The sequence below is a fragment of the Pedobacter sp. genome (assembly GCF_041662865.1).
In the GTDB taxonomy this organism is placed as follows: domain Bacteria; phylum Bacteroidota; class Bacteroidia; order Sphingobacteriales; family Sphingobacteriaceae; genus Pedobacter.
The window spans coordinates 16227-31746 of sequence record NZ_JBAZRL010000041.1; the positions used below are offsets into that span (position 1 = coordinate 16227).

The 15520-nt window shown below is 35.5% G+C and carries 18 protein-coding genes and 1 pseudogene; 18 read left to right on the forward strand and 1 reads right to left on the reverse strand.

Features of this window, described 5'->3' with window-relative positions; all coding sequences use genetic code 11:
* The first annotated feature begins 10 nt into the window (after positions 1-10).
* The 6 genes from WC622_RS12780 (at position 11) to WC622_RS12805 (ending at position 5418) form a co-directional block, all read left to right on the forward strand.
* Positions 11-529 (forward strand): hypothetical protein, encoded by a 519-nt coding sequence (locus tag WC622_RS12780; protein ID WP_372820089.1) that lies wholly within the window; start codon positions 11-13, stop codon positions 527-529.
* A 152-nt stretch (positions 530-681) separates the two neighbouring features.
* Positions 682-1269 (forward strand): toxin-antitoxin system YwqK family antitoxin, encoded by a 588-nt coding sequence (locus WC622_RS12785; protein ID WP_372820090.1) that lies wholly within the window; start codon positions 682-684, stop codon positions 1267-1269.
* A 180-nt stretch (positions 1270-1449) separates the two neighbouring features.
* Positions 1450-1983, forward strand: a complete 534-nt coding sequence (locus WC622_RS12790; RefSeq protein ID WP_372820091.1) for a hypothetical protein — start codon at positions 1450-1452, stop codon at positions 1981-1983.
* Between the two features lie 270 nt (positions 1984-2253).
* The gene (locus WC622_RS12795) at positions 2254-3450 is read left to right on the forward strand and encodes a hypothetical protein (protein ID WP_372820092.1); all 1197 of its coding nucleotides are present in this window, start codon (positions 2254-2256) and stop codon (positions 3448-3450) included.
* 260 nt (positions 3451-3710) lie between these two features.
* Complete coding sequence (locus tag WC622_RS12800; RefSeq protein ID WP_372820093.1) at positions 3711-4640, forward strand: hypothetical protein; 930 nt, start codon at positions 3711-3713, stop codon at positions 4638-4640.
* Between the two features lie 139 nt (positions 4641-4779).
* Positions 4780-5418 carry a trans-aconitate 2-methyltransferase gene (locus WC622_RS12805; protein ID WP_372820094.1) on the forward strand — a complete coding sequence of 213 codons (639 nt, stop codon included), beginning with the start codon at positions 4780-4782 and terminating at the stop codon, positions 5416-5418.
* 84 nt (positions 5419-5502) lie between these two features.
* Here the strand turns inward: WC622_RS12805 and WC622_RS12810 are convergent, their stop codons facing one another.
* Positions 5503-6504, reverse strand: coding sequence for a GlxA family transcriptional regulator (locus WC622_RS12810; protein ID WP_372820095.1), 1002 nt, complete (start codon positions 6502-6504; stop codon positions 5503-5505).
* A 123-nt stretch (positions 6505-6627) separates the two neighbouring features.
* Here WC622_RS12810 and WC622_RS12815 point away from each other — a divergent pair, with 123 nt between their 5' ends.
* The 12 genes and pseudogenes from WC622_RS12815 to WC622_RS12870 all read left to right on the forward strand — a co-directional run.
* Positions 6628-7107, forward strand: coding sequence for a DinB family protein (locus WC622_RS12815; protein WP_372820096.1), 480 nt, complete (start codon positions 6628-6630; stop codon positions 7105-7107).
* A 12-nt stretch (positions 7108-7119) separates the two neighbouring features.
* On the forward strand, positions 7120-7548 hold the full coding sequence (locus WC622_RS12820) for an SRPBCC domain-containing protein (RefSeq protein ID WP_372820097.1): 429 nt from the start codon (positions 7120-7122) through the stop codon (positions 7546-7548).
* Positions 7545-8132 carry an SRPBCC domain-containing protein gene (locus tag WC622_RS12825; RefSeq protein WP_372820098.1) on the forward strand — a complete coding sequence of 196 codons (588 nt, stop codon included), beginning with the start codon at positions 7545-7547 and terminating at the stop codon, positions 8130-8132. Before WC622_RS12820 ends, WC622_RS12825 begins: the two co-directional genes overlap by 4 nt.
* 164 nt (positions 8133-8296) lie before the next feature.
* A complete protein-coding gene (locus WC622_RS12830; RefSeq protein WP_372820099.1) occupies positions 8297-8953 on the forward strand; it encodes a tetratricopeptide repeat protein in 657 nt (218 codons plus the stop codon).
* 39 nt (positions 8954-8992) lie between these two features.
* Complete coding sequence (locus WC622_RS12835) at positions 8993-9445, forward strand: VOC family protein (protein ID WP_372820100.1); 453 nt, start codon at positions 8993-8995, stop codon at positions 9443-9445.
* Positions 9446-9468: 23 nt separating this feature from the next.
* Positions 9469-9906 (forward strand): NAD(+)--rifampin ADP-ribosyltransferase, encoded by a 438-nt coding sequence (arr, locus tag WC622_RS12840; RefSeq protein ID WP_372820101.1) that lies wholly within the window; start codon positions 9469-9471, stop codon positions 9904-9906.
* Positions 9907-9917: 11 nt separating this feature from the next.
* Positions 9918-10106 carry a hypothetical protein gene (locus tag WC622_RS12845; RefSeq protein ID WP_372820102.1) on the forward strand — a complete coding sequence of 63 codons (189 nt, stop codon included), beginning with the start codon at positions 9918-9920 and terminating at the stop codon, positions 10104-10106.
* A 109-nt stretch (positions 10107-10215) separates the two neighbouring features.
* Entirely contained in the window at positions 10216-10917 is a 702-nt protein-coding gene (locus tag WC622_RS12850) for an outer membrane beta-barrel protein (RefSeq protein ID WP_372820103.1), read from the forward strand.
* A 442-nt stretch (positions 10918-11359) separates the two neighbouring features.
* Complete coding sequence (locus WC622_RS12855; RefSeq protein WP_372820104.1) at positions 11360-13417, forward strand: TonB-dependent receptor; 2058 nt, start codon at positions 11360-11362, stop codon at positions 13415-13417.
* Between the two features lie 286 nt (positions 13418-13703).
* Positions 13704-14093 carry a DUF1801 domain-containing protein gene (locus tag WC622_RS12860; protein ID WP_372820105.1) on the forward strand — a complete coding sequence of 130 codons (390 nt, stop codon included), beginning with the start codon at positions 13704-13706 and terminating at the stop codon, positions 14091-14093.
* Between the two features lie 38 nt (positions 14094-14131).
* A complete protein-coding gene (locus WC622_RS12865) occupies positions 14132-14494 on the forward strand; it encodes a DUF2200 domain-containing protein (RefSeq protein ID WP_372820106.1) in 363 nt (120 codons plus the stop codon).
* A gap of 246 nt (positions 14495-14740) precedes the next feature.
* Positions 14741-15520, forward strand: a pseudogene (locus tag WC622_RS12870) (hypothetical protein); the annotation flags it as partial.

Below are 15520 nucleotides of genomic sequence, written 5' to 3' on the forward strand. Positions count from 1 at the left end.
ACAGACAACAATGCCGACAATAGAAATAGCATCAATTAACTCAACAAGACTTGGACTTAACCAAGCGGACTTTGACGTTGCTATTATCGAAGAAAACAAACTTGAAAGTCATCGTGGACTATTTTACGACTTGCTTCGACAACAAAATGGTGTAATTGTTCACATTGGTAATCCTAACTGCAAAGACGATGAAAACGCTGGTTATTTTGCAGGAGCAATTGTTGACTGGAGTTTTGAGCCTGGCGACATAACTATTCCTGAATATGACGAAAATGACCCTACATACAATAGTGGAGCAAACCAACAATTTAGGTTTAAGCTTTTAGAACAATTCAAACCTGACATTGACAAGTTGCTAAAAATTGCACTTGACAACTCGCCCATAAAAAAAGTTTGTTTCCTAACAGACTATCAATTTGGACCTGAAAATGGAAAGACCGAAATAATTTATACCATTACAGACTTTTGGACACAGCACGACAACGAAGGACTTGGTTTAAACACATTGTATGAAATGTATGGACAATAGAAAGGCAGCACATAACAAGCGTTTGGCAAAAAAGCGGTTTCAGTGCTTAAATGAAGCTTTGTGCTTCGTATCAAGTTCAGTGCTGGCAGACAGTTTAGTGCTTCGAAATCCGCTTCTTCGCCAAGCGCCAAAACGTTAGGTGTAATTATTCTATGAAACTAAAGACAGTAATCATAATTATCGGTTTTATCGGACTGTGGTTCTTTTTAAAAAACTTCAAAAGCATTTATAGTGACTTTAAGGACACTGCGACTGAACCAAAAGGAAAAACTGTTGCAGGGAAAAAAGAGGGTGAGTGGAAAACTTTTTACCTAAATGGAAACCTTAAATCTATAGAAAACTATAAAAATGACACTTTAAATGGGCCAAAAGTCTCCTATGGACCAAACAAGAACTTAAGAGCAAAGTATTTTTACAAAAAGGGCATTATGGTTGACTCTTTCATTATGTATCATTCAAACGGAAAAGTAAATTCAATAGAATGGAAAGATGAAAATGGCAAAAGCCAAGGTATCTTTAAAATATTTCACCAGAACGGGTTGCTAAGCCAAATAGGAAAACATAAAAACGGCCATTTAGACGACACCTCTAGAACTTTTTATGAAAATGGGAAACCTAAAGAAATTGAATTTTATAAGGACAATAAAAAAAATGGAACATGGCTGTATTTTTCTCAAAATGGAAACTTAATAAAGACAGAAAATTATAGAAACGACACGTTAATAAGCTTAAAAAAATAACTACACCTAACAGCGGTTTTGCAAATTTTTGGGCGACAGGCACTGGGCAAGTTTAGTAATTGTTTATTAAGTTAGTGCTGTGGCTAATTGCTGAAAGCAAAAACAAAAATTCGCAAAGCCCCAAACCGTTAGCAGTAATTCTGGGCTCATACCTAGTAAACGCCAAAACCCACATTCAAAATGAAACGACTGTTTATTATAATCACAATCTTGGCCTTAACTCTTTCTGGATATGGAGAAGATAATTGCTTGCCTAAAAGTAAATCAATTGAAACTACAGGCTATGGTTTGCCAATCATACCATTTGAACTGATTGTACTCAATGCAGATTATTCTATGGCTTATGCCGTTAAATATGTTTTAACAGAAAAAACTCTAAAAATAACTTGCAAAGGTGATCTAGAAGGAGAAAAAGATTCAATACTTTTTAAGAGTAACTTAAAAACAAATGAAACCCTTATAAAATTATCTAATATCAATATAGACAGTCTAAAGAAGTATTATTCCAATCCTTGCATAAGAGATGGTTCACAAGTAATGGTGAAAATAACCAAAGGCAGAAAAAGTAAAACAATCCAACTGGACAATTATTATCAACCTGATATAGGATTAGCAATTGAGCTAATCAATAGCCTAGTACCAGAAAAATATAAAATTTGGCACGACAAGGCGACATTAGTTAAGGATTTAGAAAGGTGCAAGCAAAGAAACTAACTACTGCTAACAGCGCCTTGGCAAAAGTGGCGGAAAATCCTTCTAAAACCTTTCCAATCTTTTAGTAATTTTATCGAAACCGCCACCATTCACCAAGCGCCAAAACGTTAGCGGTAATTTTAACGCCCCGCAGAAACAGTAGTGCTTAATGTAAAAGTTCATCTCCCGCAAAGACATTTACAAAAAATTAAAGACGACAAGACAAAACAAGTAAACTGCAAAAACAACAAGTTGACGGACTTGACCAAACCCCTCCAATATTAATTTTCAATGATTAGACTACAAGACATAACCGGAATAATAAAATTAGGGCTTGAAAATATCGACATATTCAGCCCGGGAAGCAAAAAAGTCCGTGTTGCAAATGTTTATATTCTAAACGAGGACACACTTTGTTGCGACTTCTTTTCAACCTCAACAAATTCCCTTGACATCAAAATGGAAATTGCAGGTATCATGGGATTTTTCAATGGACTTTTTAGAAATGACGGATTTGAAGGAATAAGTTTTGCTCATTATGGAGTAAAAGCACTCGACAGCAATAATGTTGAATTGATATACGCAATTTCATCAAAAACTACAGCGGAACTTATTGGCAAAGGCAATTCAATTGACTGGTTAAAATCGACATATTTCCAAGAAAACACAGAAGATTATCGCCTTGCTCAATCAAAAAGAATTATATCAGAGATTGAAAACTGTCTTCGAGAATTGGTTAAAACTAAATTGCAAGCACAATTTGGCGACAATTGGTGGGACAAAAGTTTGGACAACAAACTGGGAAAAGAAGTTAAACAAACTTATTTAAATCAATTTGGCGTAGAGTGCAATGACGGAAACATATTAATTTCCTACACCTTCACACTTCAATTAAAAAAAATTATTTCTACTCACTTCAAGTTGTTTAGACCATACTTCGACAGTCCAACCGACTTCGATAATCAAATGGACAACTTGAATATAATTAGGCGTGAAGAAGCTCATAATAGAAGCATCACGGAAAAGAACCTAATTGATTTAAACGACTTGCACGAAAGACTAACCGCAAAAATATTGTTAGAGCTGACAACATTTCAATCGGGTTACTTGACAGAGAATTGGAGATTGAAAATCAAAAAAATAATGGTTGAGAAGCAATACAAATCCATCCATGACGGACAAGAAGTTTTAGACGAAAAAGACCTTTCAATAAAACTTCAAAAAACAACTGAAAACATAAAACACCTTATCTCTTATTTAGACGAAACCATAATAAAACTCAAATCTATTTCGACACCTGTTCACAAAAAAGCAACGCAAAGAGATTTGGTAGCAGTTCTTGAAAAGTTTAAGGACTTACAAGTAGAGTTATTGGAAACATCAACCAGACTTGACGAGAGAGAAATTAAACTTACTGTTATAAAAATAAACGACCACAAAAAAGTAATGGATAACTTCGTAGGGACATTTTTACTAAATGAAAGCTGACGAGAAAAGAAAAACTACCGCTAACAAGGGTTTACGATAGCGGGGGCTTCGTGCTTCGCAGACACATTTGTGCAAGGTGGAAGTTCAGTTCTCCGAATGAAGTTTAGTGCTAAAACTCCCCGCCATCGCAAACCCCCGAAACGTTAGCGGAAATGTTGGGCGCATACCCACCATAGCGCAAACCCCTTAAGATTTATAAAATGTTTAACGAAAGTTGCTAGACAACTGAAGTTAACTATCTTTAAATTCACAAGCCAAATATGAGACAAATCGCAACTATTCCAATCCTACTTTTAATCCTTTGCTGCAAAAGACAACAGGAACAAGTCGAGAAGTTTATATTCGACAATAGTCAGATAAATACAAAACAGACACATAGCTATGTATTTTATGATGATGGTAAGATCAAAATTGACAAGAGTGTAATTTATACTTATAGAACTGGGATAGCTATCGACAGCATGGTATTCACGAAGGAATATTTTTATAATGGCAAAGGACAGGTAGAAAGAACAACAGAACTTGAAAATGGCGATAGAGAATTAAAAATTTATGATGAACAAGACTCTTTAGTCGGCGATTTTAAGATTACTAAAGATAACGATACTACATTCTTTGAAAAGACGGTTTATAAAGATGGAAAGAAATCAAGTGTAACTACCCGAAGATTGGTCATGAAACTTCTAGATTTTGAAAACCAAAAGGAAGAGGACCTTCGGAACTTTGACACGGTACTTATCAAAAAGGAATTTCAATATCAAAACAACCTTATCCACAAAACCTTGATAACAGACCAAAAGGGAAAATTGAAAGAAGAAATTCATCATTTTTACATAAATGGGGTTCAGAACAAAAAAGACATTTATTCTTTTCTACAGGGGCTAAAATATCTTAAAGAAACAGCAAACTATAACTTGGAAAACAATAACAAATCAGATTACATAGCTGTAGGTAAAGACGGAGACACTTCAACAGTAAGAAAAACTATCAAGCAAGATGATGTGAATATCATAAGTACGAACTATAAAAATTTTGGACTTCAAATTCTTGAATATTACAATGAGAAAAATCAACTTATTGGAACCATAGATGTCAATCTAACGGAAAAAATTAAAAACATTGTTTCAATTTCTTACGATAATAGAGGCAATATCATTGAGGAATCAAGCTACCGGCTAAGGTTAAATTAACCTCCGTTAACAGGGGTTTGGCAAAACTTGGTGGAAATTCTTCTTTGACCGTTCCAGTTTTCTAGTAACTTTATTCGAGCCACCAAGCATCGCCAAGCCCCCGGGGCGTTATAGGGCATTTTAAAACAACAAACCAACAATGGACAAATACAAAGAAACATTTGATACATGGAACAATATTGCTTCACTATACCAAGACAAGTTTATGGGTTTGGACTTGTATAATGACACCTACGACTTCATTTGTAGTTTCATTGACAAACCTAAAGCGAAACTTTTGGAAATCGGTTGCGGACCAGGAAACATTACGAAATACTTGTTAGCTAAAAGACCAGACTTTGAAATTTTTGGAATTGACATTGCACCAAATATGATTGCGCTTGCAAAACAAAACAATCCGACTGCACATTTTGCTGTTATGGACTGCCGACAAATTAACCATGTTGACACAAAATTTGACGGAATTATTGGCGGGTTTTGTTTGCCCTATTTATCAAATACAGAAAGTAAAGAACTAATTGCTAACGCTAATGACCTACTGAACGAAGACGGCTTAATCTATTTAAGTTTTGTAGAAGGTGAACAAGACAAATCAGAATTTAAAGTTGGTAGTGGTGGCCGAGTTTATTTTAATTACCATAAATTGGACGACATAAAAGCACAACTGAATGAGTTTAAATTTAAAGAACTAAAAACATTTAAAGTGAAGTATAAAATTTCAGAAACAGAATTTGACATACATACAATACTGATAGCAAAAAAGAAAAACAACGTATAACAGGCGTTTCGCAAATAAGCGAGTTCTTACTTATATCTGCTGCTTTACTAACCCTCCTAACGCGTAGTGATCTTTATAAACACACTACATTACCAACAGTTTACTTTCCTTGTTGTACTTTGACTTATAATCTAAAGGCGACAAGCCAGTAACACGATTAAAAACATCTCGAAAGGCTTTTGCATCATTGTAACCTACTTCATACATGATTTCATTCACTGTTTTTCGAGTGGTCTCACACATCTTTTTTGCAGCTTCAATTTTTACTCGCTGTAAATAATCAAGCGGAGTAAGACCAGTTGCTTTAATAAATCTTCGGTCAAAATTCCTTCTGCCAATGTTTAAGTTGGATGCTAATTTTTCAATAGAAATTTTAGTTTGATAGTTCTCTTCTATAAATTGTTGCGCCCTTATAATTTCATCGTCACTATGTTTTTTATGACCATTAAAAATTGAGAACTCAGCTTGAAAATTCCTGTCCAAATCTATCTGGAAATATTTGGCACAATGAATAACAGTTTGTCTTCCATAAAATTTTTCGACCAAATATAGGAGCAAATGCAAAAACGAATACGCACCGCCATTGGTGTACATTCCGTTCTCATCAGTAATTAGCTTATCTGTTTGCAAGTTTACATCAGGAAACAATTCTCTAAAATTTTCAGCTAAAGCCCAATGCGTAGAACAGGTTTTACCTGCAAGCAATCCTGTAGAAGCGAGCATAAAACTTCCTGCGCACATACTTGCTATTTCTGCACCTTGCGTATACTGCTTTGTTAGCCAATCGATTAATAGCTTATTATTTTTAGTAGCTGTATCATAACTACGAATAGAAGATGCAGGAATGAGAATAAGATCGGTCTTATCTATTTCATTGATGGCGAATTGGTGTTTTACAGAAAGTAAGTTGTTGTTTAAAAAGTCATTCTTTGTAGCCCCAATCAATTCGATTTTAAAAACTGCCGCTTCACCCCTGCTCACTACATAGTTATTCGCTGCGCCAAAGACTTGGAGTGCTCCTATAATACAAGCAATTGTACTCATCGTGGTTTGCTCATCAGGAACCACTATCGACAAATGTTTCATTCTCTTTTTTTTATAACAAAGTTAGACAACTTCATTGTCCAAATCAACCCGTCTTAATGTCTATATCGCATATTAAAAGTCTGCATTTTGGACATTACATTTGATGTATAAAATTTTAAAAACATGATAACAACTGATTTATGCGTAAAAATGGTACTCGATAGATGGAACGGGTCGATTGAAAATTTAAATAAACATTTAACTGTTTTAAGTGATGAGCAATTACTAAAAGAAATTGCACCAGGCAAAAACAGAGGAATTTATTTGCTGGGACATCTTATTGCAGTACATGATGATATGCTAAGGCTGTTGGATATGGGCGAAAAAATGTTTCCTGAATTGTATGAACCCTTTATTAAACAAGCCGATAAAGTAGTTACTCAAATTCCTTCTGCGGCTGAACTTAGAGCAATGTGGGCAAAACAAAACAATATGTTTCAAGAAAAATTTGCTAAAACAACTACCGATGAATGGTTTTCAAAACACACAGCTGTTTCTGAAGAAGACTTTTCAAAAGAACCTCATCGCAACAAATTAAATATCATGATCACCAGAACCTCACATTTACAATATCATACAGGGCAACTGGTTTTACTTAACTAAAAAGGAACAGTGATGGCTAATCAAAATTTTCAATACAGTTTTACGACGTCAAAAAAAATAGATGAAGTATTTACGCATTTAATTGATCCAAAAAATTGGTGGGTAGGTTTATTTGGCGAAACCATAGCAGGAAAAAGCAATCTTATGAATGATGAGTTTTCTTTCAGAGCCGGAGAAGGTGTTCATTATTCCAATCAGAAACTCATAGAACTAGTTGTGAATAAAAAAATTAGTTGGCTGGTTACCGAAAGTAATTTGTCGTTTTTAAAAAACACAAATGAATGGGCAGGGACAAAAATTTGTTTTGACCTTGAAAAAGAAGGCGACTACACAAAAATAACATTTACACATGATGGTTTAATGCCACAAATTGAATGCTATGATAGTTGCTCAAGTGCTTGGATGCAGTATCTGCAAAATCTTAAAGCGTATCTCAAATGAAAATTTTAGTAACGGTTACTTTACTACTTGCATTAGTTTCCTGTAATGAAAGAAAAACATCTTCAAATCAAAACGTTAAAATAAGCACTATGAAAGGCAAAAATTTCACAACAACAATCACCGTTGATAAAGACGTGACGAGCACATTCAATTCTATTAAAAATTTCAAGGGTTGGTGGTCAGAGGACATTGAAGGCAGCACTGATCAGCTAAACGATACATTTTTTTATCACTATAAAGATGTGCATTTATGCAAACTCAAGCTAATACAACTTGTAGCAGATAAGAAATTGGTGTATCAGGTGATAGCTAATGAATTCAATTTTACTAAGGATAAAACAGAATGGGTAAATACTAAACTAGTTTTTGATTTAACAACAGAAGGGAGCAAAACTAAAGTTGTTTTTACGCATGAAGGTTTAGTGCCCGAATATGAATGCTACACCGTTTGTAACGATGCTTGGACAAGCTATATACAAGGCAGTTTAAAAAATTTCATTGAAACAGGCAAAGGAAAACCAAATGGCAAAGAAGGCGGACTTAATACTGAATTAGTTGCAAAATGGGGCTTGCCTGATAAATAATTTAACGAACACCAACTTTACTGAAATTTTAAAATTTATCTTCCGTGTCTTAAAAAATGTTTTTTAGAAGTTTAAACCCATATGTTGTATATATTTGAGAGTGACGACAATTAATCAAATATCCCCATGGATCTACTTAACATTTAAAAAAGACAACCTACATTATGAATAAATTATTACTAACTTTTATTTGCTTAAGTTTTATAGGATGCTCATCATCAGCGCAAGACTGCAAGGAAGGCAACAATTTACTGCCAATGTATGGCAAAGCAGTTAAATGCAAAGAACAGATAAAAGCAGACAATGAGTTTTTTGCTTTTGTTGATGGAAAATTTAAAGACAGAAAAACGGCTTCATTATCATACTCTCAATTAGGTTGGGATTATTTTTATAAAAACGACTTAGAAACATCAATGAAACGTTTCAATCAAGCTTGGCTTTTGGATAGTTTGAATGCAGATGTATATTGGGGCTTTGGAAATCTTTTAGGACGACAGGGTCAACTTGAAGGTTCTGTTCCTTACTTTGAGAAATCCTTAAAACTTAAACCAAGCAATTCGAAAGTGTATGAATCACTTGCTACAAGTTATGGTCAATTGTTTGTGTCGAACCAAAAACCTGAAATGCTTGATAAAGCAATCCAAGCCTTAAAAAAAGCCAATGCTTTAGACAGAAACAACCCCAGAATTTTATCACAATTGACATCAGCATATAGCTATTTTGCTCAAAAAGATAGCGCTATTAAGTATTTGAAACTAACTGATAAAATCGAACCTAAAGCAATAAACCCAGAAGTTAGAACTTTTTTAAAACAAAAATAACTGTCAGAATTTAGCTAAATTTAATTTTGAGATAAATCTATGGCACAAAACAAATTACTACGAATGGATAATATGGGCATCGTTGTTGAATCTCTCGACGATGCCATTTCTTTTTTCACAGAAATAGGGCTAAAGCTCGAAGGACGAGCAATGATTGAAGGAGAATGGGCAGGTAGTGTTACCGGACTAGGCGATCAAAGCGTTGAGATTGCCATGATGGTTACTCCAGATGGTCATAGTAGATTGGAACTTTCTAGATTTCTCACCCCGAAGACCATTTCAGATCACCGGACTGCGCCTGTAAACTCTTTGGGTTATTTGCGTGTGATGTTTACTGTGGAAGACATTGACGAGTTAGTAGCTAGACTCATCAAAAAAGGTGCTCAACTTGTTGGCGAAGTGGTTAAATATGGAGAATCGTATAAGCTCTGCTATATTCGTGGAACCGAAGGACTACTTATTGGTTTAGCAGAAGAGCTTGGCAAGAAATAACTACCCAAAATGTATATTAAAGAATGAAAGACAACACTAACGGAATTGATGGAGCTGAGATTTTAGATAATGGCCCTTTTTATCACGGAACAAAAGCAGATTTGAAACCTGGCGATTTGCTTACAGCAGGCTTCAACTCGAATTACCATATTGAAGTAATCATGAATCACATTTATTTTACTGCCCTACCTAATGGTGCTGGACTTGCTGCCGAATTAGCCAAAGGCGATGGAAATGGACGGGTTTACATTGTCGAACCCACAGGCAGTTTTGAAAATGATCCGAACGTAACAGACAAGAAATTTCCAGGCAATCCAACACGTTCCTATCGTAGTCAAGCACCATTAAAAATTGTTGGCGAAGTAACAGATTGGGTGAGATTAACACCCGAAGAGCTTCAACAATGGCGAGAAAGGATAGCGAATCTTAGAGCAGATTCGAATGCAAAAATTATCAATTAAACTTAAAAACTATGAGCACTAAAAAAGGATTATCATTTCCATTAATCATTATAGCAATCGTTTTGGGAGTGACAATTTTTAAACAGTTCGATTTTAAAAGCTTTAAATTTGAAAGTCCTGCCATGGCAGTGATATATATTTTAACTTTTGTGATGACAGTTTATTTTATATTTAAAAACACTAAAGAAGAACAAGAATAGCTATGGCTAAGTGGAGCGTGTACTAAATTGAGGATTGGAATTATTCATCTTCCTAGTAGCGTTTAACAGCTTACATGCGTATATATTGGAAACCAACTAAAAACTCATCATGAAGAAAATTTTACTTACTGCATTCAGCTTATTTTCCATAACTGTTGCATTTGCCCAAACTGAAGTTGCTGTCGCCTTCAATTCAGGCTTATTTTCTTATGGGGGAAGCTCTGCTGCCAAAACATCTTTTATAATTGTAGGTAGTGAGAATAATTATACCAACAATCCTTACGGAGAAAAAAATGGTTTTGTTTATGGTTTATCAGCCAATGCTAAACATATTCTCGCTAATCATTTCTTAGTAGGATTAGATGTTGGTTACGAAGCGATGAGCAGTAAAATTGACATTCCTGTCGCTTCTACCTATGCTATAGGGTCTTCATATGTGAAAGCAAGCGGGGAAACTAAGTTAACCACCCAATTTTTAAACCTGCACCCTAATTTCGGTTTTCGTTTTGGTAAATCTAAAACAACGCTCGACTTAACCGCTGGAATGGACGTAGGCTTTATTTTAAAAGCACAAGAAAAAGGGGAAGCTAAAATAGCAGATGGAACAGTATATGCTACAGACAGAGATAGAAAAAACTTAAAAACAGATCTAAGACCACGTATTCAATTAACAGCAAATTATCAGAAATTTGGTGTGTATGCTGGTTATTCGTATGGCTTAAGCAATTATTTGGGAGGAATGATTGGAGGAGGATCGTGGGAGGCCAATTCACGAGTAATCAGATTTGGCATTTCTTATCGAATTAACTAGTTCGAATTTGATATTTCTGCTGGTGAGACATCAGCCGATAGGGCAACATCTCGTCTTGCTCAGCATGATCCGATAGCTATCGGAAGGGCTCGTAATGCATCAGTCGTTTCTTTTTATCGCTTTACGATTACGATAAGCAACTAGGAGGAGATTGCTTCGTCGTTACACTCCTCGCAAAGACGACCGTTCTACAACCTTTCCAAAACCACAACCATTCCCTAAAGTGAGGTCTGGCCTTGTAGCATCCCGAAGGAGAAAGCAAGAGCCAAAGCGGCGGTGAGCTAAAAGACAGATCCTTCGACAAGCTCAGGATCACAAACATGGAGGAAAAGCGTGGAGGAAAAGAATAGAACCTAAAAACTGCATTTAATTATTTATTGTTAGCACTAACACAATAATCAGCAATCGTAATTAATTTTTAAATTGCAGCATTTAAACTGCTATGTCAAAATTATCCCTTACCTTTTTAGCCGTACTATTCTCTTTTTCAGTTTCTGCCCAAGTTATTCAGACAGATAGCATTAAAAAATTAAATGAAATTGTAGTTAAAGGGTATTACAATCCACAACCTTTACTTCGAGCTATTGGTGCTGTAAGTATATTAGATAGCAATCAACTTCAAAACCAGCCAAACAGTTCATTAGTGAGTAGTATGAACACGGCACCCGGCGTACGAATGGAAGAACGATCGCCAGGCAGCTATCGCTTATCCTTAAGAGGGAGTTTATTACGTTCGCCTTTTGGAGTAAGAAACATTAAAATTTATATCAACGATTTCCCTTTAACAGATGCTAGTGGAAACACCTATCTCAACACTTTAGATGTAGCGGGGATTGGTTCTATAGAAATCTACAAAGGCCCAGAAGCAAGTATATTCGGCGCAAATACTGGCGGTGTAGTACTCCTAAATTCTCCTTTAAAAAGAAATAATGAGGTTGAGTTTGGGTTAACTGCAGGTTCGTATGGATTGTTGCATCAGACAGCAAGTTTACAGCAACACATAAATAACTATCGGTTTAATGTCACCGAAGGTTACCAGCAAAGCGACGGTTATCGAGAAAACAGCGCCTTAAAAAGAAAGTATATCCAAACTGCACATCAATGGAGCTATAGTACGAAAGGTTTAGTGAAAGCTTTTCTTTTTTACAGTGATTTAGGTTACGAAACGCCTGGGGGATTAACCGCAGCACAATTAGCAGTAAATCCGAAATCGGCCAGACCAGCAACTCCAACCCTACCAAGTGCAACACAACAACAAGCCGCCATTTATAACAAAACCTTTTTTGGAGGTTTAGCGCATAGTTATAGCTTCAGTCAGCATTTTAAGCATGTAATAGCATTATTTACTTCCTTTACTGATTTCAAAAACCCTTTTATTACCAATTACGAAAAGCGCAAAGAAAGCACCATTGGATTAAGAACCTTTGTAGCATATGCAAAAGCAAGTCAGCATGTAAATTATACTATTCAGGCAGGTTTAGAAAGTGCACAAACCAAAAACGACATAAAAAATTACAACAACAATAAAGGACTTGCAACTGCATTAATGGCTTCTGACGATTTAACTGCTCACCAAGATTTTGGCTTTCTGCGGCTCAACTTCGACATTAACCAACGCTTGTTAATTGAATTGGGTGCTAGTTTAAATTTCTTCAATTATAAGCATCAAAGTGAGTTCCCTCTGGTTATCGCAGAAAAGCAGAGAAGTTTTAAAACGAGATGGATGCCTAAGTTTGCGGCCTCTTATCTTATCAATGCTAATTTTATGGCAAGAGGATCATTAAGTAAAGGATATTCGCCACCTACCTTGGCCGAGGTACGATCATCAGATAATATCATTAATAACAGTTTACAAGCAGAAGCAGGTTGGAACTATGAAGGTGGTGTACGCTATCAATCCAATAATAAACGGTTTTATGTTGATGGGAATCTATTCTATTTCCATTTGCAAGATGCCATTGTAAGAAGATTGAATGAAAATGATGTTGAATATTTTATCAATGCAGGCGGCACTAAACAGCTAGGCACAGAAGTACAATTCTCCGCATGGTTATTACAGAAGGATGCAAATCGTTTTTTAAATGGCATACAATTACGTAGCAGTTATACCTACAGTCATTTTAGATTTGAAGATTTCAAGAACGCAGCGCAAGATTATTCAGGTAATAAATTAACTGGAGTACCCAATACTACCGCACTAAATAGTTTGGAGTTTACGTTCAAAAAAGGATTTTACCTCTTTGCTCAACACAATTACACTTCCGCTATTCCACTAAATGATGCAAACACTGTATTTGCAACAAAGTATCATTTGGCAGATGTAAAAGTAGGATTTCGTAATTTACAATTAGGCAAAACTGCGCTGAGCATCTCAGCAGGCATTAACAATCTTCTAAATCAGCGTTATAGTTTAGGAAACGATTTAAATGCAGCAAATAATAGATATTTCAACGCCGCAGCAGGGATTAATTATTATACGAGTTTAGCGGTTAAATTGTAGGGGATTGCCACAACCCTACCCGTCTTTGCGAAGGAGATACTTCATCGACTGCAGCTCCATAGGAGTGCCTATGGTGCGATCTCCTTCATGTTCAACATGACTCTGTATTATCAATTAGGAGATTGCTACGCTCGCAAAGACGATACGCCTAGAATAACATCACGTCATTGCGAGGAACGAAGCAATCTTTTTTGCTAAGGTTCCCTACTAAAAACTTATATCCCTTATATGGTTTAAAATGATAAACGTTTCATTTATATTTGACTAAGCGGTAACCTAAAAGCAAATGAACTCGGAAATTCAAACCTACAACGACAAACAAACAGCCGTTGATAAAGAAATCTACAATCTCTTAGCAACAACAATCGACAGAGAACTCACCGAGGCTGAAAGCAAGATTTGGCATGCCCACCCTGTTTGGTTTTTAAATGGTAATCCAATTGTTGGTTACAGTAAACAAAAAGCGGGCGTTAGATTGATGTTTTGGAGTGGAGCTGATTTTGAAGAAGCAGAGTTAAATGTGATAGGCAAAAAATTTAAAGATGCATCTATCTTTTACACCAACCTTGCTGAAATTGAAGAAAACAACTTAAAACGTTGGCTACAAAAATCAAGAGAAATTCAGTGGGATTATAAAAACATAGTAAAAAGAAAAGGGCAGTTAGACCGACTATAATTTTGTCAATCTGACCGTACTTAATTAAAATACAAAACATGAACAGCACAAACAATCACGATGGACGTATTCCAAAAATGACATTCGCTTCAGTGTATCCACATTACGTAACAAAAGTTGAGAAGAAGGGAAGAACGAAAGAAGAATTGCATCAAGTAATTGAATGGCTAACTGGTTACAATGAGAAAATGCTACAAGAGCTCATTGAAAAAAAAGTAACCTTTGAAGAGTTCTTTCAACAAGCTACATTACATCCTAATGCACACCTTATTACTGGTGTAATTTGTGGTTACCGAGTAGAAGACATCGAAAACCCTTTAACACAACAGGTAAGATATTTAGACAAAATAATAGATGAATTAGCAAAAGGGCGTAAGATGGAAAAGATTTTACGAGGTTAGAAGCCGAAGCAACAGCTTTAATATAATACTCATCTCATTTTGATTTTCTTGGAGTAATCCTCTCATACAATCTCTAAATTTTACAATTGTTTTAAAATAGTGCATAAACAGATATAAGAATACCTATATATCGGTATTGTTCTTAGTTATCATTTTACCAACCTTTAAGTATAATAAATAGGCAAAATAATAACAGGAGTAGCTGAAAACCTTAAAGAGTAAGCATTAAATTAAAACAGTATTAAAATGGAAAAGTCAATAACAGATGTGCATGAACTTACAGGTTCAATTACATTAAAAGACATTAAAGGTGCTAATTCAGTTTTTGTCGGAGATATCCCTCCAACATATTTTAATGATATAAATGAACTTTACACTCTTTTAAAAGGGAAGGGCTCATTAATATTAAAAAATGCAATACTTAATCTTAAAGGTATTCCAGGCAATAAAGTGACATTGAGTTTTCATCGCATTGAATTGATAAATTCAGAAATTTATATACATGATACTGATGTTAATTTAATTTGCAATGAATACAAGCAATCAAATTCTCACGTGCGATCATTTAACGAATCTGATATAAATGCAACAGATGGTAAGCCAGGAGCGACTTCAGGACAGGATGGTCAAAATGGTTCAGATGGGCTTAGTTCGGGGAACTTCTTTGTATTTGTAACAGATAAAATAATGGCATCTTCAGGAAACATTGACTTTTATTTATGGGGTCAAAATGGTGGAAGAGGTGGCAATGGAAATGCTGGAGCTAATGGAGCAGATGGGGCAAGGGGCAGAAATTGCTCTGACGGCGGGTATAGATGTAATGCTGGAAACGGCGCTGGACACAATGGTGTAAATGGAGGGAAAGGCGGCAATGCAGGTAATGGAGGCAATGGTGGTGATGGAGGCAAACTTACCTTTAGATTGCATGGAGTAACTGAACCTTATCATCAATTTTTTACTTTTAATGGACCAAATGGTTTAGGAGGAAATCCTGGAAGTCCTGCGCCTGGAGGTATTGGTGGTAAA

Bases quoted from the DNA above. Each gene is read 5' to 3' on its own strand.
- arr (WP_372820101.1), top strand. From the start codon at position 9,469: ATGAAAGACAACACTAACGGAATTGATGGAGCTGAGATTTTAGATAAT.
- WC622_RS12790 (WP_372820091.1), top strand. From the start codon at position 1,450: ATGAAACGACTGTTTATTATAATCACAATCTTGGCCTTAACTCTTTCT.
- WC622_RS12860 (WP_372820105.1), top strand. From the start codon at position 13,704: ATGAACTCGGAAATTCAAACCTACAACGACAAACAAACAGCCGTTGAT.
- WC622_RS12855 (WP_372820104.1), top strand. From the start codon at position 11,360: ATGTCAAAATTATCCCTTACCTTTTTAGCCGTACTATTCTCTTTTTCA.
- WC622_RS12865 (WP_372820106.1), top strand. From the start codon at position 14,132: ATGAACAGCACAAACAATCACGATGGACGTATTCCAAAAATGACATTC.
- WC622_RS12805 (WP_372820094.1), top strand. From the start codon at position 4,780: ATGGACAAATACAAAGAAACATTTGATACATGGAACAATATTGCTTCA.
- WC622_RS12830 (WP_372820099.1), top strand. From the start codon at position 8,297: ATGAATAAATTATTACTAACTTTTATTTGCTTAAGTTTTATAGGATGC.
- WC622_RS12780 (WP_372820089.1), top strand. From the start codon at position 11: ATGCCGACAATAGAAATAGCATCAATTAACTCAACAAGACTTGGACTT.
- WC622_RS12850 (WP_372820103.1), top strand. From the start codon at position 10,216: ATGAAGAAAATTTTACTTACTGCATTCAGCTTATTTTCCATAACTGTT.
- WC622_RS12785 (WP_372820090.1), top strand. From the start codon at position 682: ATGAAACTAAAGACAGTAATCATAATTATCGGTTTTATCGGACTGTGG.
- WC622_RS12810 (WP_372820095.1), bottom strand. From the start codon at position 6,504: ATGAAACATTTGTCGATAGTGGTTCCTGATGAGCAAACCACGATGAGT.
- WC622_RS12815 (WP_372820096.1), top strand. From the start codon at position 6,628: ATGATAACAACTGATTTATGCGTAAAAATGGTACTCGATAGATGGAAC.
- WC622_RS12820 (WP_372820097.1), top strand. From the start codon at position 7,120: ATGGCTAATCAAAATTTTCAATACAGTTTTACGACGTCAAAAAAAATA.
- WC622_RS12825 (WP_372820098.1), top strand. From the start codon at position 7,545: ATGAAAATTTTAGTAACGGTTACTTTACTACTTGCATTAGTTTCCTGT.
- WC622_RS12800 (WP_372820093.1), top strand. From the start codon at position 3,711: ATGAGACAAATCGCAACTATTCCAATCCTACTTTTAATCCTTTGCTGC.
- WC622_RS12845 (WP_372820102.1), top strand. From the start codon at position 9,918: ATGAGCACTAAAAAAGGATTATCATTTCCATTAATCATTATAGCAATC.
- WC622_RS12795 (WP_372820092.1), top strand. From the start codon at position 2,254: ATGATTAGACTACAAGACATAACCGGAATAATAAAATTAGGGCTTGAA.
- WC622_RS12835 (WP_372820100.1), top strand. From the start codon at position 8,993: ATGGCACAAAACAAATTACTACGAATGGATAATATGGGCATCGTTGTT.